At 45.3% G+C, this 20,611-nt stretch carries 20 protein-coding genes; 3 read left to right on the top strand and 17 right to left on the bottom strand.

The annotated features are described in order from the left end of the window. Window positions 1-11: 11 nt before the first annotated feature. Entirely contained in the window at window positions 12-1,457 is a 1,446-nt protein-coding gene (locus tag KFE96_RS09825; RefSeq protein ID WP_255832437.1) for an alpha/beta fold hydrolase, read from the bottom strand. 136 nt (window positions 1,458-1,593) lie between these two features. Between KFE96_RS09825 and KFE96_RS09820 the strand changes: the two genes are divergently transcribed. Then, on the top strand, window positions 1,594-2,514 hold the full coding sequence (locus KFE96_RS09820; RefSeq protein ID WP_255832436.1) for a hydroxymethylglutaryl-CoA lyase: 921 nt from the start codon (window positions 1,594-1,596) through the stop codon (window positions 2,512-2,514). On the opposite strand, the gene KFE96_RS09815 is transcribed toward KFE96_RS09820, so the two are convergent. Both KFE96_RS09815 and KFE96_RS09810 read right to left on the bottom strand, forming a co-directional pair. After that, entirely contained in the window at window positions 2,511-2,915 is a 405-nt protein-coding gene (locus KFE96_RS09815; protein ID WP_255832435.1) for an MAPEG family protein, read from the bottom strand. The genes KFE96_RS09820 and KFE96_RS09815 overlap by 4 nt on opposite strands. Next, complete coding sequence (locus KFE96_RS09810; protein WP_255832434.1) at window positions 2,916-3,395, bottom strand: tetratricopeptide repeat protein; 480 nt, start codon at window positions 3,393-3,395, stop codon at window positions 2,916-2,918. Window positions 3,396-3,540: 145 nt separating this feature from the next. Between KFE96_RS09810 and KFE96_RS09805 the strand changes: the two genes are divergently transcribed. Continuing rightward, window positions 3,541-4,434 (top strand): LysR family transcriptional regulator, encoded by an 894-nt coding sequence (locus tag KFE96_RS09805; RefSeq protein ID WP_247018504.1) that lies wholly within the window; start codon window positions 3,541-3,543, stop codon window positions 4,432-4,434. Here KFE96_RS09805 and KFE96_RS09800 read toward each other — a convergent pair. The 12 genes from KFE96_RS09800 to KFE96_RS09745 all read right to left on the bottom strand — a co-directional run bounded on the left by KFE96_RS09800 (window position 4,431) and on the right by KFE96_RS09745 (window position 17,743). Next, window positions 4,431-5,342 carry an ATP-binding protein gene (locus tag KFE96_RS09800; RefSeq protein ID WP_255832433.1) on the bottom strand — a complete coding sequence of 304 codons (912 nt, stop codon included), beginning with the start codon at window positions 5,340-5,342 and terminating at the stop codon, window positions 4,431-4,433. The two genes, KFE96_RS09805 and KFE96_RS09800, sit on opposite strands and share 4 nt — an antisense overlap. Then, window positions 5,335-6,555 (bottom strand): PP2C family protein-serine/threonine phosphatase, encoded by a 1,221-nt coding sequence (locus KFE96_RS09795; RefSeq protein ID WP_255832432.1) that lies wholly within the window; start codon window positions 6,553-6,555, stop codon window positions 5,335-5,337. The genes KFE96_RS09800 and KFE96_RS09795 overlap by 8 nt, the downstream gene beginning before the upstream one ends. Before the next feature lie 32 nt (window positions 6,556-6,587). Continuing rightward, a complete protein-coding gene (locus KFE96_RS09790; protein WP_247018493.1) occupies window positions 6,588-6,887 on the bottom strand; it encodes an STAS domain-containing protein in 300 nt (99 codons plus the stop codon). Window positions 6,888-6,904: 17 nt separating this feature from the next. Then, window positions 6,905-8,098 carry a methyl-accepting chemotaxis protein gene (locus KFE96_RS09785; protein ID WP_304665215.1) on the bottom strand — a complete coding sequence of 398 codons (1,194 nt, stop codon included), beginning with the start codon at window positions 8,096-8,098 and terminating at the stop codon, window positions 6,905-6,907. Window positions 8,099-8,171: 73 nt separating this feature from the next. After that, entirely contained in the window at window positions 8,172-9,212 is a 1,041-nt protein-coding gene (locus KFE96_RS09780) for a chemotaxis response regulator protein-glutamate methylesterase (RefSeq protein ID WP_255832431.1), read from the bottom strand. Between the two features lie 9 nt (window positions 9,213-9,221). Further along, on the bottom strand, window positions 9,222-9,857 hold the full coding sequence (locus KFE96_RS09775; protein ID WP_247018487.1) for a hypothetical protein: 636 nt from the start codon (window positions 9,855-9,857) through the stop codon (window positions 9,222-9,224). After that, window positions 9,857-10,711 (bottom strand): protein-glutamate O-methyltransferase CheR, encoded by an 855-nt coding sequence (locus KFE96_RS09770; RefSeq protein ID WP_255832430.1) that lies wholly within the window; start codon window positions 10,709-10,711, stop codon window positions 9,857-9,859. The genes KFE96_RS09775 and KFE96_RS09770 overlap by 1 nt, the downstream gene beginning before the upstream one ends. A 73-nt stretch (window positions 10,712-10,784) precedes the next feature. Next, window positions 10,785-14,096 carry a methyl-accepting chemotaxis protein gene (locus KFE96_RS09765; RefSeq protein WP_255832429.1) on the bottom strand — a complete coding sequence of 1,104 codons (3,312 nt, stop codon included), beginning with the start codon at window positions 14,094-14,096 and terminating at the stop codon, window positions 10,785-10,787. Between the two features lie 49 nt (window positions 14,097-14,145). Further along, window positions 14,146-14,706 (bottom strand): chemotaxis protein CheW, encoded by a 561-nt coding sequence (locus KFE96_RS09760; protein ID WP_247018481.1) that lies wholly within the window; start codon window positions 14,704-14,706, stop codon window positions 14,146-14,148. Window positions 14,707-14,724: 18 nt separating this feature from the next. Then, the gene (locus KFE96_RS09755; RefSeq protein WP_255832428.1) at window positions 14,725-17,007 is read right to left on the bottom strand and encodes a chemotaxis protein CheA; all 2,283 of its coding nucleotides are present in this window, start codon (window positions 17,005-17,007) and stop codon (window positions 14,725-14,727) included. A gap of 68 nt (window positions 17,008-17,075) precedes the next feature. Next, the gene (locus KFE96_RS09750; protein ID WP_247018477.1) at window positions 17,076-17,441 is read right to left on the bottom strand and encodes a response regulator; all 366 of its coding nucleotides are present in this window, start codon (window positions 17,439-17,441) and stop codon (window positions 17,076-17,078) included. Continuing rightward, window positions 17,438-17,743: an STAS domain-containing protein gene (locus KFE96_RS09745; RefSeq protein WP_247018475.1), complete on the bottom strand. Its 306-nt coding sequence runs from the start codon at window positions 17,741-17,743 to the stop codon at window positions 17,438-17,440. The genes KFE96_RS09750 and KFE96_RS09745 overlap by 4 nt, the downstream gene beginning before the upstream one ends. A gap of 424 nt (window positions 17,744-18,167) precedes the next feature. Here KFE96_RS09745 and KFE96_RS09740 point away from each other — a divergent pair, with 424 nt between their 5' ends. After that, entirely contained in the window at window positions 18,168-18,443 is a 276-nt protein-coding gene (locus KFE96_RS09740) for an Lrp/AsnC ligand binding domain-containing protein (RefSeq protein ID WP_247018473.1), read from the top strand. Here the strand turns inward: KFE96_RS09740 and KFE96_RS09735 are convergent, their stop codons facing one another. After that, window positions 18,444-19,427, bottom strand: coding sequence for a dipeptide epimerase (locus tag KFE96_RS09735; protein ID WP_255832427.1), 984 nt, complete (start codon window positions 19,425-19,427; stop codon window positions 18,444-18,446). It lies immediately after the preceding gene. After that, on the bottom strand, window positions 19,420-20,592 hold the full coding sequence (locus KFE96_RS09730; RefSeq protein WP_255832426.1) for an MFS transporter: 1,173 nt from the start codon (window positions 20,590-20,592) through the stop codon (window positions 19,420-19,422). Before KFE96_RS09730 ends, KFE96_RS09735 begins: the two co-directional genes overlap by 8 nt. Window positions 20,593-20,611: the final 19 nt, after the last annotated feature.

Below are 20,611 nucleotides of genomic sequence, written 5' to 3'. Positions count from 1 at the left end.
AAGTCTTCCCCCTACTTCACGTTGCCGTTTGCACCGATGATAATCGGCATACGCTTCAAATGATCCAGACAGCTTGTATCAAGCGCTTCCACATCAAGAGTGGTTATAAATTCAGTCATAAGTTCCGGCATACAAGCAGTAAAGCTCGTGTTGTGGCCAGTTCCCTGAACCACAATATGGCGCCCGTTTGAAACACCTTTCATATAGTGGTCACCGAACTCAGGAGGTGTGATTGGATCGAGGTTACCGGAGAGAACCAGCGTTGGGATATCTGTATCTACCGGGGTTTTATAATCCCATGTTGGCACTTCATAATTCCACTTGGTACACATCTGAGACCATACGCCGTAATAGCTATCTCTAGCAAAACTACCTTCACCAGCCGCTTTTGCTTCTTCTGGTGTTACGCGGGAAACTTCATCGCCACAAAGCATGGAAAGGGTAGCCCCGATATACATACCACCGCCGCCGCTGCCGAAGAGAGGGGACAACATTGGGAAAATGTTTCCGTTAGAAGCCTCATTTACAACGAATGGCAACAGCGTTGTGCCATCAGCTCGGTACATAACAGACCGCAGGCTTTCAACCGCCATTGTAAGCTCAACCTGCATATCAATCATTTTGCCAGAAATCGGGTTTAACCCTTTATAGTGCAGTTCACCATTCGAGGCCTTTTCCATCAGGTCAAATACCTGAGCCCGGAAATTTGGAAACTCTTCATTGCAGCTACTTTGAGCTTCACATTCTTCGATAATTTTCTCGAGCGCACGTTGTGCACTTTTGGGCGCGGTTTCAAAGAGCGCTATATCAGATGGAAGAATACCGTCCAACACCATGCTACGCACATGCTGCGGATATTGCTTGATATACGCATCAGCCGTACGAGTACCCCACGAAGCGCCCCACAGGTTGATTTTATCGTATCCCAGTTCTTCACGAATGGTATCCATATCGCGGAGCACATTTTCCATAGAGAATTGTCGCGTATCCAGCTTCATTCCCGCATGACACTTGCCAAGTTCCTCAAGCGTTTCATCCATGGAAGTAACGTTTTCATCCATCTCGCAGTTCATGCCATATGACTTGCCTGTACCGCGCTGATCGATCATTACGATATCTCGTTTTTCTCTGATACCAGAAAAAGCCAGCTTTACGAGCGCGCCATATTCTCCAGCAGCCTGCCCTGGGCCACCTGCAAGAATAAAGAGTGGATCAGCTTCTTTTTCCGTGTTGCGTGCTTCCGCAATTGCAACATGAATAGATACTGTCTCACCATTTGGCTGGTTATAGTTCACTGGCAGTTCGATCGTGCCACACTTGGTTCCGCGGGTAATTCCGCTGACGAAGCATGGCTCCATCTGCAATTTCTTTTGTTGTTGAGCCTCTTGGGCTGTTACAGGCGTTAGCGCTGCAAAGGCCAAAAGGCTCGCTGTCGTACCTCGAGTTATAAACTTCAACTTAATGCTCCTCGCCATTAAAGTGTCCCCCTTAAAGTCAGCGGCTATAAAAAAAGCTTACAATTTTTTTTCGAAATATTTCTGAAAATTAAATTTTGTGGTAGGGAAAGGCCATGTTGTTAAAAGGATTATCAGTATGAAAACCGTTGAAATTGTTGAAGTTGGCGCTCGTGATGGCTTGCAAAACGAAAAAGTTCATTTTTCTACCGAGCAGAAAGTAAACCTCATCAACAAAGCGGTTGATGCAGGTATCCGCCGACTTGAAGTAGCAAGCTTTGTACATCCAAAACTTGTTCCCCAAATGGCGGACGCTGAAGCTGTTATTGCCGATCTCCCTGATAACCCTGATATCGAATACATTGGCCTCGTACTTAACAAACGAGGCTATCTTCGCGCCCTCGCAACACGTGAAGGCAACAAACGCGGCGTTGATGAAGTAGGCTGTGTAGTGACAGCGTCAGATACATTTGGGCAAAAGAACCAGGGACAAAACCGCGCTGAAACTATTCAGGAAGCTGGCGCCATTATGAAGCTTGCAAAAAATGATGGTGTTGGTGCACAGGTTACAGTTTCTACAGCCTTTGGCTGCCCTTTTGAAGGTAAGGTTCAAGCTTCCACAGTACTTGATATGGCCAAAGAGCTCGCAGAGTTTGAACCACGCGAAATCGCTATTGCTGATACAATCGGCGTGGGCGTACCAAATCAGGTGGAAGATATACTCGCAAGCATTAAAGATGCAGTGCCGCACATTCCGCTCAGAGCACACTTTCATAATACACGCAACACAGGGATAGCTAATGCATGGGCAGCCTATAAGGGCGGCGCCACCGTGCTTGATAGCTCTGTTGCGGGTCTTGGCGGGTGTCCGTTTGCACCCCGGGCTACGGGTAATATCGGGACAGAAGATTTACTGTATCTTCTATCCCAATCTGATGTTCAAACAGGTATTGAACTGGATAAGGTGATTGAGCTGGCAAAATGGATTGAAACCATCCTGGGGCGCCCTGCTCCATCAGCAGTTTCTCAGGCAGGTGGTTTCCCTGTACCTCAAGCCTAAAGCACCATCCAAACCCAGAAAAATAGCAATGCAAAGTTGCTAAGCATCCATACAAGGGCTCTGAGCTTCACGTTATTAGAGCCCGCGTGGACCATTACATGAAGGCCGCGCAGGCCAACATATACCCAGCTTGCTACCCACAACACATCATCAACACGTCCAAAAACCGTTGCCGCCAAACAACCGAAGAAAAACAGCATCGGCATTTCAAACTGGTTGATCATATTACGCTGTACAGCAGTTACATGTTCAGGCTCTCCAGAACCCTGAAAGAATTTGAAATACTTCAAATCACTTTCTTTTCTGGCAATAGCGGTAAAGCGCCGTTTTGCCAGAAGAATGACGACTGCAAAAATCAGAAAGGCCTGCGCAGCCATAGGATAAAAGAGAGCCTCAGTCATTTATCTATTCTCCGAAAACTGTTTTGTTCGAGTATCTTGAAGGGAAGATAGGGCGGTTTGTATAGTCTGACTAGTTGGATTAATAGCATGTGCTGATTTATAAGCTGTTTCCGCCGCTTCCAAATCACCTGCTGCTTTGTAGATATTGCCCATATTTACATGGGCCTGCCAAAAATTACGGTCAAGCTTTAACGCATTTATACAAGCCTTCAGTGCTTCATCATGGCTACCTGTCGCATATCCAATAGCACAAAGATTATTATGAGCAGCAACTTGATAGTTCAGCGCCAGATTAGACCTGAGCGCACGCTTAAAATAGTTTCGTGCTTTGGATAGCTCTCCAGCCTGAAGAGCATTTTGCCCCTTTGAGAACTGATGATTTTCCCGAATATGTAACGTTTTAATATTATCGGCAGCAACAGCGCCAAATGATAGAGCTAGCGATGTTGCAACCAAGATAGATTTAAGGGCGGTATTCATTTTTCTCTCCTGTCTTACAAACTCGCGAATGGGGAGATGCGAGTGACAGAACAAAAATAATATCAACATTTATGAATAAAACTGTTGAAATTATAATATTAAATATTCATTTTTGAATAGATCTAAAATTTCAAAGGCGGGAAACATGTTAAACTGGGATGATCTGAAATATTTTCTGGCAATCGCAGAAGAAGGCAGCCTCTCGGCTGCGGCCAGAAAATTGAAAGTAAGCCAACCTACTCTATCAAGAAGGCTGGCTACGCTGGAGGAAAACTCCACCGCCGATCTATTTGCAAGAAATCGGAATGGCCTTGAACTGACAGCACTTGGCGAAGAGCTTATTGAACACGCCAGACATATGCGAGATGACATACATGCAGCAGAACGGCTAATTACCGGCCATGATAGTAGCCTGAAGGGCACCGTCGTCATTTCTTGCATTGAAATTATTGGCGTTGAGTGGCTTTTGAAAACAGCAAAGAAACTCAGGAAAGCGTATCCGGGTATATCCATTGAAATTAAGATTGATAATGAGGCAACAGACCTTTTACGCAGAGAAGCAGATATCGCGCTCCGTATGTTCCGGCCGCAGCAAAATGATCTGATCGCCAAAAAAACAGTCACACTGAATTACAGTTATTATGCCAGCAAAGATTATATTGCTGAGCACGGTAAACCTGAGGTTTTGAGTGACCTGAAGCACCACGAAAACATCATGCCAGATGAATTTATTATGGCTCGCACAAGCAAGGGCAGAGTTGCAACAGATCGCCCTGCTCTTACCCCCGCTATTCGCGCAAATAGCCTTGTTGCCTTATCTGCTGCTGTTCAAAAAGGATTAGGGGTTGGTGCGTGCAGTTGGTTTGTCGCTCATGATGATCCCAATTTAGTGCGTTTGTTTGATGGTTTTGTCGTGTTTAATGCTGATATTTGGTTGGTTTGTCACTCTGATCTACGCCGGAGCGCAAGGATAAGAGCAGTTTATGATTTCATCGCAGAGGAACTACAACGAGACAAACATAAATTTTCAGGGGATTAATAACCAAAACGGTGTACTGCGCGCACACGATTTCCGTTACCGAAATATTCCAACTCTTCAAAGCAGCCCTTAGCCATCATAATACCGCGTCCATGCTTTTTAAGATGCCCTTTATCAGCTGCGATATAGGATTTGTAATCAAACCCATCACCGTCATCCGACACGTCAAAAATCAAACAATTCTGCTTACGCTCAAACTTAACCACAACGCATTTATCACAATACTCTGGGCTGGCTCGGCGGCGATCGATTTCGTCCGCCAATGTGCCTTGTTCAATAAGCGCACCTTTTTCATCGTGCCCAATACCTAAGCAGCCATGTTCAACGCTATTGATCAACAATTCCGTAAGGCCTATGGCAATAGGCATAGGATTAGGGCATGTAAGCGAAAGCATCGTTGCTAAATTCTGTGCTTCACGGCGTGTTTTAAACCGGAAAGTGCCGTCAACAATTTGCCCAATAGCTGAGGCACGGCGCTGCAGCTCTTCTCGCAATTTACAAATGCGTTCGAATTCATCAATCTCGATGGAAAGTACTAGATTGAGGGCTTCAATACCCAGCCTGCGCTGGAACACCTTTGTAACCCCCAGATTTAAAAGAGCCTCTTCATTTTGCTGCTCTTCTTCTCTTACGGCAGCAATAACAGGCCCACCAATTTCCATATAATTGAGGTCCAGCTGCTCAATAATCTTTTCCGCTTCCTCAACACCTTGAGCGGTTGAGAAAACCAGAGCGCTCAAATTGCAGGATTTATCATGAGCAACTTTTTTCAGCTCGATAAGATCAGATATCTCGATAACCTGATACTTATCCACATTAAGCTCAGCAGAAAGCTCCGTAAAGTCCCCTTCAACACTAGAAAAGAACACAACAGAAGGCTTACGGCTAGTGACCCCCAAACTATTCATCAACATCCTTTCTGTGTATCGCTACCGCTGTTAAATCATCAGGTAGCAAATCAGATTGAACAGAAAAGAAACGTTTGAGCAAACGTGACACCAATTTAGGACGTTCAACTTCCTGAGAAAGTTCCTTAACCCAGGAAACCAATCCTTCTTCACCTAAGAAGCCGCCCTCCTCTTGAGGAGCCTCAACTAGTACATCTGAATAACAGAAAAGACTTTCGCCGGGCAGCAGTTTATCTTTGAGATTTACATACTCTGGCTTCCGCGCAATCCCAACAGGGTAACCGCTACTGTCCAGCAAACGAACATCATCACTAGATATAACCATTGGTCTTGGCGCACCTGCGCCTGCATATGTCAATTCATGAGTGGCGCAATCAAGCACGCCGTAAAACATGGTCGCAAACTGCCCCAGCGGGAAGCTTGGCTGTAGAACACGGTTCAAATCAGTTAAAAAGGCAGCGGGATCATTCTTTGAGCGTTTGAAACGCGCCATTGTAGCATGCACCCTGAAGGTATTAAGGGCCGAGCCCACACCGTGCCCTGTAATATCGAGAACATAGATGCCAATTTTATTATCAGGCAGTTCCCAACACCCCCAAAGGTCACCGCCCAGTTCAAAAGAAGCTCTATAGAAGCTCTCAATTGTGGCGTTGGTGCGCTTTTCAATTTCTTTGATAACAGGCCGTTCAGGCAGCAAAGATTGCTGCATTTCGCGTGCCATAACCAATTCTGTCTCCATGCGTTTTCGGAAATCTGAAAGGCTATGGATCATTAACTTATTCTCGAGATGCATTTGCACTCGTGCAAGCAATTCTGGCTGGTTGATAGGTTTGGAAACGAAGTCTGTAGCACCAGAAGCAAAAACCTGCACTCTTTCCTCATCAGTTTCAGAGGCAGACTGCACTAGAATTGGTAGGCTTTTATATTTCTCATTTGCTCGAAGTGCATGGCATACTTCATAGCCATTCACCTTCGGCATATTCAAATCGAGAATAAGGATATCCGGGTTATGCTCTTCCACCATTTGAAGAGCTTCTTCACCATCTTCCGCATAAAGAAGGTTCTCATAACCTCCGCGGGAAAGGCAGACACCGATGATTTTTCTCATCAGTGCCATATCATCAATAATAAGGATTTTTGCGGCTTTTACGCCTGCAACCAACTCCTGGTCACGATCATTACCACCGACCGAACTATTTTCAGAGCTATTCATACACACTTACCAAGCTGCAAAATTCCAAAAGCTTAACCATCAAGTAAATCAGATAGTTTTGTAAGCTTTAACATGCTTGCAACATGGCCTTGTGCACCAGATACAGAAAGCTTCCAACCAGCTGTTTCTGCTTGCTCGCGGGCAATCAAAAACATACCAAGGCCTGCGGAATCCACCATATCTACTGAGGAAAGATCAAAAACACAGCTCTCGACTTGCTGTTCAGCAATATCTTTCAACAGTTGGCGGAAACTTACATTTTCTGAAAACGTAATATCGCCAGAAAAAACTACCGTTGCACTACCGCCGTTATTATTAATTTTATAATCCATCGTGACTTTCTCCCAATCTAAAATAGCTCAATGTTATCGTCATCGTCTTCATCATCTAAGCTAACGGATGGTTGACTGATATCCCCTAAAGCAGCATCAAACATCTCAATCTCATCATCATCGGACGCGCTCGAAATTTCAACAATCTTATTGCTGCCGTCAGTACTTAGCAACACGCCCTGTACAAAACGCTGACGCACTTCTCCAAGTGTACATTTTTTAATTACTGTATCGACCCAGCCCTGCATATTTTCAGACGTATTTTCAACATCTTCAATGCTGTTCTCCGTAATGGTCTCTACGGCCAAGTCTTCTGTGATATCATTTAGAACACCCATTGTAATCTTGATACTATCAAGCTGCTGTTGTGCTCTATCCTGGAACTGGAACTTCTGAATAACAGAAGACATATCATTTTGTAGCTGCCTGGAAAGTTCCGTTGAGTGTTCAAGACGACGGGTAAAGTCTTCATTCTGAGAAATAAGAGCATGCATCATACCTTCAATACGGTCTTTAGCTTGAAGGTTGCTGCTCATATCAAGGCTGGCAATGGATTGAAGCTTTTCGTGTCCGTTCTCAATACCTTTATGAACCGCATCAACTCTGGTTCTCAGAGTAGTAGACATATTATTGATATCTTTGGAGAGCTGGCGTACTTCATCAGCGACAACACCAAAGCCTTTGCCTGCCTCGCCTGCCCGCGTTGCTTCAATTTTCGCATTCAGGGCCAGAAGGTTAGTTTGTTTGTTGATCTGCTCGATCTCTTTGATGTTTTTAACAACTTCATTTACATCAATCACAACATCATCAAGCGCATACACAAGGCTCATAGCCGTTTGTGCAAGCTCAAGCACATTCATAATACCTTCGGAGAAAACCTCTTCCAGAAAGCCTACAACTTCCTGCAAAGTGAGTTCTTCGCTATCCAGAGTGATACGGGAAGCAGAATGAATAATCTGCTCCATACTCTGGCTCTGGCTTTGAGCATTGCCTACAAGATTATGAAACAGCTCTGAAAGTTCATCAGTGCTTGTTGCAACAAGCGCCGCAACTAAATCAATTTCACCGCCCAATGTTGAATAACTACGGCCTAGAATATGGCGCAGTTCCAACCATTTCTTTAGAGACGCCTCCAAAGAACTACCTTCCAAAATACTAGCTGAAACGCCTTCAGACACTGGTTGTGTTTCCAAGCTATTAATTGATGACATGTTGTATCCGATTTAAATTATTGTTCTATACTTACAACTTAGCCTTATCATAAGGTTAACAAAGCCAGATTAATTAAGCCCCTGGCCAGCAAGCTTTTTGAACCTCTGTCCCGATCTTAGAAAGGGGTAGCACCTTCTCCACCCCGCCAACTTCAAATGCCACTCGCGGCATGCCATATACCACGCAAGTATCTTCGGATTGACCAATGGTCAGAGCCCCTGCTCTTCGAAGAGCCAGCATACCTCGGGCACCATCACGGCCCATACCTGTAAGGATTGAAGCAACCACTTTGCCTTTAATGTTTTCAGCAATGGATTCAAAGGTTACATCAACACTTGGCCTGTGCCCGGAAACAGCTTCGGCATCACACTGCTCGATATACATTTTCGTTCCGCGCTTCACGATTTTCATATGCTGCCCGCCATTCGCCAAATATGCACAGCCGGGCTTAAGTTCCATACCGTCTTCAGATTCAACGACGTTAACTCTGGCCGCAATATCCAGGCGTTCAGCAAACCCAGGAGTGTATGCTTCCGGCATATGCTGAACAATAACGATAGGAGGACTATCGATCGGGAATTCAGGTAATACTTCTTTTAATGCCACAACCCCGCCTGTTGAGGCACCGAAAGCAATAAGTTCAACTGCGGAACGGCCTTTACTTGCCGTTTTTTCTTCACGTCGCATTGCCATAGGAGGCCGGATACGTGCACTAGCCGCTGCCTTTACCTTTGTGATGATTTCATGCTTCATCGTCTGGAAGTTGGTCTGAAGATCACTTGTTGGCTTACCAACAATATCACACACGCCAAGTTCCAAAGCACGAAGGGTTTGAGCGGTTCCCTGCTGTGTTAGAGAAGAGATCATAACAACTGGCATCGGGCGCAGCGTCATGATTTTCTCTAAGAAGGTGAGACCATCCATTTCTGGCATCTCAATATCAAGTGTAAGCACATCAGGATTGAGTTGTTTAATTTTTTGGCGTGCAATCAAAGGATTAGAAGCAGTTCCTACTACTTCAATCTGAGGATCACTCTCAAAAACACTATTCAGTATCTGCCTTACGAGAGCGGAATCATCACAAATCAATACTCTTATTTTCTTCTCAGACATCAAAAATCTCTAATCAAATAACTCAATATCACCACCAGAAGATTCTTCCGACGGTTTCATATTTTGTTGGTATTTGCTTTCACTTGAGAAGACCTTACGATCTGATGCTCTTCTGAGCAAAAGCCGTTTCACCTTGCCTGTAGCCGGGAAATAATGAATACGCCGTCCATAACTACCGCGTAAATCCACTGCCGCTGGCGTGAAGCCTTCATTTGCCAAATACTCTTCCACAAACGTTGCATTCCGGTGGCCTACATCCCCACCAGCGCCAATAACATTTGCGCCCCCGAATACTTTAACTTCCATTCTCTCGCGCGGGCAGCCAAGCCGCATCATTTCGTTGATAAGCACTTCCATTGCATGGTTGCCGTAGCGCATGGCTGCATTTAATGCGCTCCAGCTATTCGCATCACCAGCAGGCAACATGAAATGGTTCATACCGCCAATACCTGTTTCAGGATCTCGAATACATGCCGCAACACAGCTACCCAATACGGTCACCAACATTTCGCTGGGTTCACCGGAAACATAATGATCACCCGGCAAGAGCTTCACAACCATATGCTTATATTTACTATCAAAATATCGCTTAATTTCAGGCTGATTTCTTGCAGCGAGTCTGCGTTCATTTGTTGTTACAGCCATTATGCGCTCTTCCTATAATCATCAGCTACCCGGAAACTGGATCGTCCAACAGAAATTAGGGAGGGGTGGTTGGCAACCAGAGCTTCCGCGTGCCCAACAAAAATCAGGCCTTCAGGCCCAAGTAAATCCATATAACGCGTAACAAGCTTCTGTTGGGTGGGAACGTCAAAATAAATCATCACATTCCGGCAAAAAATAGCATCAAACGGCCCTTTAATTGGCCAACTTTCCATCAAATTAAGGTACTTAAAGCTAATCAACGATCGCAGGTCACTATTCATCTGCCCTTTACCGTCCGGCTGAATATCTACAAACCGCTTTAGAAGCTTAGGTGGGATACTTTCACAGTCACGGTCGCGGTAAAGCCCAGCTCTACCAGTATTCAACATATTGGTATCAATATCGGTAGCGAGGATTTTTACATCCCACTTTTCATTGGATGGCAATGAAGCCTTCACCGTCATAGCAATTGAATAAGGTTCCATGCCTGAAGAACATCCAGCAGACCAGATGCGTAGCTTTCGGTCAAACAGTCCTTTTCTTGCACCTTCAACTTTTGGCTTGATGACATCATTGCGGAGATACTGAAAATGGTGACCCTCACGGAAAAACCGCGTTAGGTTTGTTGTCATTGCATTAACAAAATCACCAGCTTCCGCATCACCTTCTGGACTTTTAATATATTCAAGATATTCTGCGAAATCCTGCATTTTGAGCGCGCGAATTCTACGAGCCAGGCGGCTGTAAACCATTTCGAATTTGGTTTCTTTAAGATGAATTCCTGTACGCGCATAAACAATTTCACGCAGCGCATTAAATTCAGATTTTCGAAATGTAAATTCGCGATTAGTCATGAATTCCATCTACCCCATCAAAATAAGCAAGCGGGGCGTACCCCGCTCTTCTTCAATCTAAATCAGACAGTTCTTAGAATTCAGCCCAATCATCGTCATCATCCAGCGCAGCTGCCGCAGGTGTTGGCTTAGGTGCCGGAGCGGCCCTCACTGGTGCCGGCTGGCTTGGGGCTGGTCTTGAAACCGGAGAAACAATCTTCGGCTGCTCAATACCCTCAATTCTGAAGAAAGAAACACGCTCACGCATGAGCTCTGCTTGTTCTTCTAGTGAACGACCAGAAGCAGCTGTTTCCTCTACCAGAGCAGAGTTTTGCTGGGTCATTTCGTCCATTTCAGCAACGGCACGGTTGATTTCCGCAATACCTGTGGCTTGTTCCTGATTCGCAGAAGCAATCTCTGAAACAAGTTCAGTTACCGTTTTAATGGAGTCCACAATTTCGCGAAGCTGTGTACCAGCCTCGTTTACCAGCTCCACACCGTCCTTAACTTGAGTGTTACTATCCACGATGAGTGACTTAATATCCTTCGCAGCCTCAGAAGAACGTTGAGCCAGAGCCCGAACCTCAGAAGCCACCACAGCAAAGCCTTTACCAGCATCCCCTGCTCTCGCAGCCTCAACAGCAGCGTTCAATGCAAGCAGGTTAGTCTGGAAGGCAATCTCATCAATCACACCGATAATATCAGAAATCTTCTGCGAAGATTCTTCAATGCGAGACATCGCTGATACGGCTTTATCAACCACAGCGCCGCCATTTTCAGCCACACCCCGGGCCGCAAGACCACGGGAGTTAGCTTCTTTGGCATTGTCTGCGTTGGTTTTAACCGCACCTTCCATTTCTTCCATAGAAGCCGCTGTTTCTTCGAGTGAAGAAGCTTGTTGTTCGGTACGCTGGGATAGATCAGCACTTCCAGATGCGATTTCTGTTGATGCATTACTAACTTCATCTGCACCGATAGAAATCTGTGATAATGCCTCAGAAAGCTTCTCAGCAGCTTCATTAGAATTGCGTTTCAACTCGTCAAATGTACCATGATATTCATTGGTAATACGTTTGGTTAGATCACCCATCGCCATTGCTTCAAGCATATGGGCAACATCACCGAGGCCTTGTGCACATGTTTCAGCAAATTCGTTGATACCTTTCGATACGTTCAGAAGGAAACCATCTTTACCGTTCAGGTCAACGCGCTGCGAGAGATCACCTGCAACGGCAGCATCTACCACTGCGTTAATTTCGCTTTCAACATTACGTTCAGCTGTAACATCACCCCACTCCACAACTGTACCAAGACGTTCGCCTTCAGCATTATGAACAGGGTTCGCAATAAGCGTAAATTTCCGGCTACCAACACTGATTTCAGTGCTGTGCGTTGCAGCTAGGTTTGTAATCAAACCACGTTGGTGTGCAGGATTTTGGTGGAAGATATCAGGGTTCTGCCCGATAAGGTTTGATGCGTCAAAGCTTGGTAGAACCTGACGAATATCAGTTTCCGCCGCCTTAAACATCGATTGCATACTCTCATTCATATAAGAGATGCCCATCTCAGCATCGGCCACCATTACGTTTGCAGTTACTTTATCAAGTGCTTGCTTAATTTGTGCGTTTTGAGCTGCTTCTTTCTTTTCAAGTAACTCACGCGCCAATCGTTCGGTGATATCCGCCCATTCAACAGATGTACCAATACGGTTATCGTCTTCGCCCATTACAGGGTTAGCAATCAAATCAAACGTGCGGCCACCAACTTTAATCTGCGTTTCATAGGTTTGGTCTAGTTTACCAACCAGACTGCGCTGGTGGCTCGGGTCTTTATGGAAGCCATCAATGTTAGAACCAATAAGGGCATCGGCGTTGAAGTTCGGCAGATCCTTTTTCAGGTCGGCCTCTGCGTTCTTCATCATCGCCTTCATACTGGTATTCATATAAATGATGTTGAAATCATTATCTGCCAGCATCACGTTGGTTTTAGCACCATCAAGTGCTGTTTTAATGCGGCTATTTTCCTGCGCAAGAGCCTCAGCAGCACGTTCTTGCGCTAGTTTTTCAGTAATATCCGCCCACTCAACTGAGGTACCAATACGGTTGTGACCTTCATCAAACACAGGGTTTGCAATCAAATCAAACGTACGACCACCAACAGTAATCTGAGTAGCATAGGTATCAGTAAGCTTACCTACCATACCACGCTGATGGCTTGGGTCTTTATGGAACACATCAATATTGGTTCCGATCAGGCTATCAGCATCGAAATTCGTCAACTCAGTACGGATATCAGCTTCCGCATTCTTCATCATCGCTACCATGCTTTCATTCATGTAGAAGATGTTGAAGTTAGTATCGGCAAGCATCACATTCGTTGTTGCGCTATCCAGTGCCACCTTAATACGGGCATTAAATGCATCCTTCGCAGCCTGAAGCTTTTGTGCCGTGATATCTGATGCATATTTCACAACCTTGAACGGATTACCATTCAAATCCATAATCGGGTTATAGGAAGCGTTAATCCATACTTCTTTAGCACCTTTACCAAGGCGCTTATATTCACCAGATGCAAATTCACCTCGGTTCAAAGCTTCCCAAAAAGCCGCATATTCTGGGCTTGCTGCCAGAATTGGGTCGGCAAACATTCGGTGGTGTTGGCCCTGAATTTCGTGAAGCGCATAGCCCATGGTTTGAAGGAAGTTATCATTGGCGGTAATGATCGTTCCATCCATGTTGAATTCGATAACGGCCTGAGATTTGCCGATAGCATCAATCTGACCTTCGAAGTCAGCAGACTGTTTTTTCTGATCAGTTACATCAGACGCATATTTCACAACCTTGAACGGTCGCCCTTCTTCATCAAAAATCGGGTTGTAAGACGCCTGGATCCAAACTTCACGACCGCCTTTACCAAGGCGCTTAAACTCACCAGCTTCAAATTCACCACGACCTAGCTTTTCCCAAAATGCCCGATATTCAGCACTTGCCGCATAAGCTGGCTCTGCAAACATGCTGTGATGCTTACCTTGAACTTCAAAGAGGCTATACCCCATGGCATTCAGGAAGTTTTCATTGGCGGTAATGATCGTACCGTCCATGTTAAATTCGATAACAGCCTGCGATTTTTTAATCGCATTAACCTGCCCTTCCATATCTCGAAGGTGTAAAGCGTTGCCACCAGATGAACCAGTACCACTAGCGCCTACAAAAAAGGCCGCCGTACCAATAACACCAGCAATAACTGCCAGCGTACCGAACGTACCAAGTTGCTCATTGAACGTTGTAAATGCTACCGCAATCACAACAAAAGCCACGATCATAATCAACCATGCTCTCGCTGAAGCAGAACTTAGGAAACTGCCAGTTTCCTGTTCGCCCACATTTGAAACACTAATATCCGCCATTTTTGCCTCCTAAGGGCTTACAAATCTAAAGTCTATTCCACGTGGTCTGCTATTCAGCAGCAGCACCCACGCGAGCAACCAGCTCGTCAATATCAAAAAGCTTCTCAATTTGAAGAAGCGCCACCATACGGTCCTGAACTGTAATCAACCCATTAAGGAAACGCTGATCAGAGCGTGCCTCAATCTCAGGGACAGGAAGAATTTCTTCAGTACCGATGGTTAAGATGTCAGATACAGCATCTACGAGCAGGCCCATGATGCGTTCTCCAACAGCTACAATAATCACAACATGAAGGGGAGTAGCGTCTGTGAGGCCGTTACCGAAACGGCATCTCAAATCAAAAATCGGAACAATTGTACCACGCAAGTTAAGAACCCCGCGTACATACTCAGGAGTGTTAGGAAGAGTAGTTACAGTTACCCACCCCTGAATTTCACGAACCGCCATAATATCAATGCCGTATTCGCTATCGTCTACCTTGAACGAAACATATTGAACGAGCTTTCCACGCTGAACATCTTGCTCATCCACATCTGACTGTGCCTTACCAAGCAGCCGGGGATCAAAACCCGCCGGTACCTGCTGTCCTTCAGCAACATCATCTGTCATGTCGACTTCCTTTTGCTTTTAAGCAGTGACTGCTTCTAAATGTTCAGCGGATGGCATCTCTGTTTGTTCGGTCTGTTTAGGAACGAAGCTGTCTGCCATCAGCTCTGGTTTCTTTATTTTTGGTACTTCCATACGGGCGAGCGCATCAATATCAAGAATGAGGCATACACTGCCGTCACCAAGGATTGTTGCCGAAGCAATGCCTTTGACGGCCCGGTAATTAGTTTCAAGGGATTTAATCACCACCTGTTGCTGACCTGCTAGCATATCAACGTGAAGGCCAATCACTTTACCGCCATCTGCTTCTACAAGCACAACCAATCCCTTGGATGGATCGTTTGACGCGTTCAAATCGCCAAACATACGCGCCACTGAAACTACACGGATATATTCACCACGAATGCGGATAACCTTGTTACCATCAATGAGTGTTTCCACGTCGCTTGAAGGCGGACGTACAGTTTCAATAATATTGTTGATTGGAATTACATATTTTTCATCTGATGCACCGACGATCATGCCATCAAGTACAGCCAGCGTAAGTGGAAGAGTTAGCTGAAAACGCGCTCCAACGCCTGGTGTAGAGGTCACAGAAACCCGGCCACCCAGTGCTTGAATATTTCTGCGCACCACATCCATACCTACACCGCGGCCAGAAAGGTCAGTAACCTCATCTGCTGTGGAAAAGCCTGGAGCAAAGATAAGGTTATCTATTTCTTCGTCACTCAAAGAAGCATCCTCAGCGACGATGCCTTTTTCCTTGGCGAGCGAAAGAACCTTTTCACGGTTAATACCGCGGCCATCATCTGTGATTTCAATCACAATTCTGCCGCCACGATGCTCAGCAGAGAGGCGAATTGTACCTTCTTCACCCTTACCTGCCGCAAGCCGTTCTTCTGGTGTCTCAAGGCCGTGATCAAGCGAGTTACGGATCATATGTGTAAGCGGGTCAGCCAATTCCTCAATTACAGTTTTATCAACTTCCGTTGTTTCACCTTCTGTAATGAGTTTGACCTTCTTGCCAACTTTCTTAGAAACATCCCGAACAATTCTGGGCATGCGTGCAAACACTGATTTTACAGGCTGCATACGAATAGACATTACATTTTCCTGCAACTCACGGATATGCATGGAAAGCTCTTCCATACCGTTCGTTACATTGCTGCTTTGGTCCATCGCACTATTATTGACTTCCTGCGCAAGCATAGACTGCGTGATCACGAGCTCACCAACCATGTTTACAAGCCGGTCGACCCTATCCACATCAACACGAATAGAAGCACTCTTAGGCATAGCGGCTTTTGCTGCGGGGCCAGTCGGCGCAGCAGGTGTTGTTGCGGCTGGGGCCGCGGCAGCAGGAGCTTTAACTTCAGCAGGCTTGGTTTCGGCTACAGCTTCTTCAACAGGCTTCGGATTAGCATCCACAACGCCGGATTTCAGGGCCTCATCATCAACAAAGAAACCAAAATCATCATCGTCGTCACTATCATGTCCCGGACTTACATCAACGCTTACAACCTCATTATCATCACCAAGGGTAACGATAGTAAGATCACAGTCATCAATCACGAACTCAAATACTTCATCGACATCATCTCGGCCATAGCGGGTCTTTAGCTCAAACACCCAACTGAAATAAGCATCTTCAGGTTCGAGCTTGGCAAGCTCTGGAAGGCGTTCTGTATCGATTGTGGTCGTAATTTCGCCAAGTTCCATAAGCTCACGAATAATAAGCAGTGGCTCATTAGCGTGCCGATACATCGCTTCTTTAGGTGTAAATTCAATACGGAAGTGGTTGATGCCCTCTTCTTTCGATTGAACATCCGCTGTTTCGACGACAGCCTGATCCGTTTTTTCTTCGACAACAGGTTTATCTGTTGTTGCTTCCGCCGCTGGTTGGCTTCCAACATCACCGCTTAGGTAACCCTCAATTGCCGCAAGCGCATCCTGCCCATATTCCGCATCAGGTTCTTCCCCGTTTTGCGCAAAACTTACAAGATCAGAAAGAACGTCAAAGCTTTTAAAAAGTGTATCAACAAGTGGCTCATCTACCGCCAGCTTTTCTTCCCGCAGCAAATCAAGCAAAAACTCAAACCTGTGCGTAAAAGCAACCATGCGTTTAAAGGAAAATGCATCCGCACCAGCTTTAATGGAATGAACAGCACGGAAAATCGCATGCAGGGTTTCATTGTCAAAACTGCCGCTTTCAACAAGCCCCAGATTTTGCTCCATATCTGTCAGCAGCTCTGTACATTCTTCGAAGAATGTCAGCTTAAACTGAGCAAATGGGTCATCTGTCATGGCAGGAAGCATCTAGCACCTACATATTAATAAATTCAGGGAAACTCAGCACTAAAACGAGTTAAAACTTAAGCACAAACCTTATCAACAACCTTCAAAAGCTTTTCAGGTACAAAAGGCTTCACGATCCAACCGGTAGCGCCAGCAGCACGGCCACGCTGCTTCAAACCATCGTCAGATTCTGTTGTTAGAATAAGAATAGGCGTTGCACGGAAACGGGGATCTGCGCGAAGCTTTTCCACCAATTCAATTCCGTTCATATTCGGCATGTTGATATCAGTAATAATGAGATCAACAGTTTCACCGGTCAAAGCAGATAGAGCATTCACACCATCATCAGCCAGAAGCACATCATGCCCCGCGCCTTTCAGTGTAAATGAAACCATGTCACGCATGGTCTTACTATCATCTACTGCCAGAATTTTTTTGCTCATTGGATTGTTCTCCAACCTTTAAACTGTTCATCCAGACCAAGCGCACTAAACGCATCAACCAGCACTTGAGATGAATTAGAAATTTGGAAACTTTGGCTTGTTGCCACACATGTTTTTTGCGCGGAGACAAGCACTTCGATACAAGGGGTAGATACCCGTTCAACATCAGATGCATCCAGAAGAAGGCCCTCACCTTCATCCAGTTCAGCAAGCAATGTTTCCTTGAGAGATTCAGCAGCCAACAGATCTAATTCCCTTGGTAGCTTTACCTCTCGCGCAGAGGTATCCTGACTATTCGTCATAATAACTTCCGTTTTTCACGCATATTGTGAATTCCACACCTACGTTGAAAATATGCTCTAATCGTTAACCGAGTTTTAACAATGACTGACGATTTCGAAAAAATTTTATTAAAATTCAAAAATAAAACCGTTTACTTACAATAAGTAAGCAAAAAATAAGTTCATACCAAAGCAGCAAACACACACTTAGGTGGATTAACCATATTTAACAGGAAGGGAACGTCAACATCTAATTACGTAGCAAACACAATGAGTAATCATATTGTGACCACCTACTCGATATAAGTTAATTTTAAACTTCTAATTTCACCTATGCATCAGACATTAATAGTTACCTATCAAAATGTTACGAAGCACATTCAAATCCTTCACAACTGCCGTTCAATTGGTTAGAAGATAGAAAATCAAACATTGGGATTCGAAAATGAAAACAGTATTTGTGATGATTAAGTGCGAACTGGGCAAAACATATAATGTTGCTGCTACTATTGCTGATGACATCCCTGAGGTCCGGAGCGTATATTCTACATCAGGAAACTACGACCTTCTTGCGCAGTTTCAATTAGGAAGCGATCAGGAGATCGGCCGTTTTATTGCAAATACCGTACAAACAGTGGCTGGTGTAAAAGATACATATACTATTATTGGCCTAAACGCGTTTACCGATGACACGCCAGCTACAGGCCCTGATGGGATTTAACTAACCCCAGAGCTTTACATCCGGACAATAGATTTTTACATCGTCAGAAATTTTAAGACCGCTTTTGCGGTCTTTTTTCAGAAGCGCTGGTCCATCTAGATCAACATAATCAGCCTGTGACGCCAGATAGTAGGCGGGAGCCATAGCAAGGCTGGTACCAAGCATACAGCCAACCATTATTTTCATATCTTCAGCGCGGGCGGCATGCATCAAACTGCGCCCTTCCCTCAGCCCTCCGGCCTTATCAAGCTTGATATTCACAGCATCATAGCGATTTTTAAGTCGCGCAACATCGGCTGCAACATGGCAACTTTCATCAGCACATACAGGAACATCTCTGGGAAGTTCTGATAGTATCTGGTCGGCGTCAGCAGGAAAAGGTTGCTCCACCAGCTCTACACCGCACGCAGCCATTACAGGCATGTAACGTCGGTATAGCGGTTCATCCCAAGCTTCATTCGCATCCACAATAATGCTCAACTCAGGTACAGCGGCCCTCACAGCCTTAACCCGTTCACCGTCACCATCACCTGCCAGTTTCAGCTTGACGTACCGAATACCCTCACCAAACAATTTTCTAGCCTGAACCGCCATATCATCGGGTGTTCCAACCGATATGGTATAAACAGATTGTACGGAAGAAGCCGGAGGTAAGAGAAGTCGCTCGGAAACGCTCACGCCCTTCATTTTCGCTTCCAGATCCAGAAGCGCGCAATCAAGTGCATTTCGAGCAGCTATACTGTGCAAACCACCAATAGCTTCCACTAGATTTTCAAGCGTAGCAGGAAACAGCGCATTTAACTCATCAATCACACTATCAGGTGTTTCATCATACCGTGTATTTGGCTGACATTCGGACCGACCAACAAATGTACCATTAGTAATTTCGAGATAAACAACCGTCGCATGAGTTCGACTTGACCGAGAGATAACAAAAGGAACTTTTAGTTCCCAACTTTCGGTGATCGCTCTTCCTTCAATCATCGGAGGCCAACTTCAAGTGCTCACGGGAAATCCATAAAAGTGATACAAGCCACATTAAAACGACAACAGAAACTGCAGAACCAACAAACATTGGCATATCTGGGTTCATTGTAAACAGAAGTCCTGCAGCTAATGGACCCGTTGAACGGCCAACAGACATCATTGACTGAAACGCCCCAAGAATTACGCCCCGCCGGCTTTCCTGTGCTTGCATGGATGCTATAGCCAGAACATTAGTATTGAAGAGCGCACCACCAACACTTGTGAAGGCTAATCCCACGAATATACCGAATGATACAGGCGTGTAGATCAAAATCATAAGCCCAACGAACTGCAATAAAACACCAGTTACCACCAAGTTTCGTTCACCGTACCTTCTCGCGAGCGGGCCCACTAAACCTCCCTGAACGAGGATAATAATCAGCCCTACATACCCGAAGACAGTTCCAAGCTCTTTAGGTCCCCATCCATAACGGTAATCAAGCAGCAGTGGCATAATAGGTTCTGTAAGTGCTGTTGTAGCAGTAAACAAAAACATCAAAAATGCCATTTGCATTAAAACAGGCTTGGCTGCCACCAACTTCCAGCCACCTATCTCTTCTTCCTGATTATCAGTAGAGAGAACAACAATTTTCAATCTGATAGCGCTCAGAAGCCCCAAAACCACAAACCCTAGTGATGCAAGAACCGGTGTTTGAATAGTTGCTTCTGTAGCATTTGCCGCCCCCAGGAACGCGCCAATAGCAGGCCCCAATGTAAAAGCAAGACCAATGCCTGCTCCCATTGCCCCCATACCCTTTGCTCGGTTTTCAGGAAGTGTCATATCAGTGACTGAAGCAAATACTACCGCCACAATACCAGATGAAAAGCCCGCGAGTACGAGCCCTGCTAACGTGCTTACCAGATCAAAAGCATATAGATGAAGAAACCCATAAGCAGCAAAAGCACCAAATAGCCCGACAACAAGAACTGGCTTTCTACCTATCCGGTCTGATAGACGCCCAAGAAGTGTACCGCTAAAAAACTGTGCAAAACTATAGCATGCAAGAATTTGCGTCGCCTCAGCACTTGTCGCACCAAGATTTTCCAAATGATATACAATGGTGGGTAAGAGAACAGCGAACCCTGCCATTACAGAAAATATGATTAGAAACAGAAACGGCATATTCTTTTCACAAAACTAA

It is taken from the genome of Kordiimonas sp. SCSIO 12603 (genome assembly GCF_024398035.1).
Taxonomy (GTDB): domain Bacteria; phylum Pseudomonadota; class Alphaproteobacteria; order Sphingomonadales; family Kordiimonadaceae; genus Kordiimonas.
This window is presented reverse-complemented; position numbering and strand designations above follow the sequence as displayed.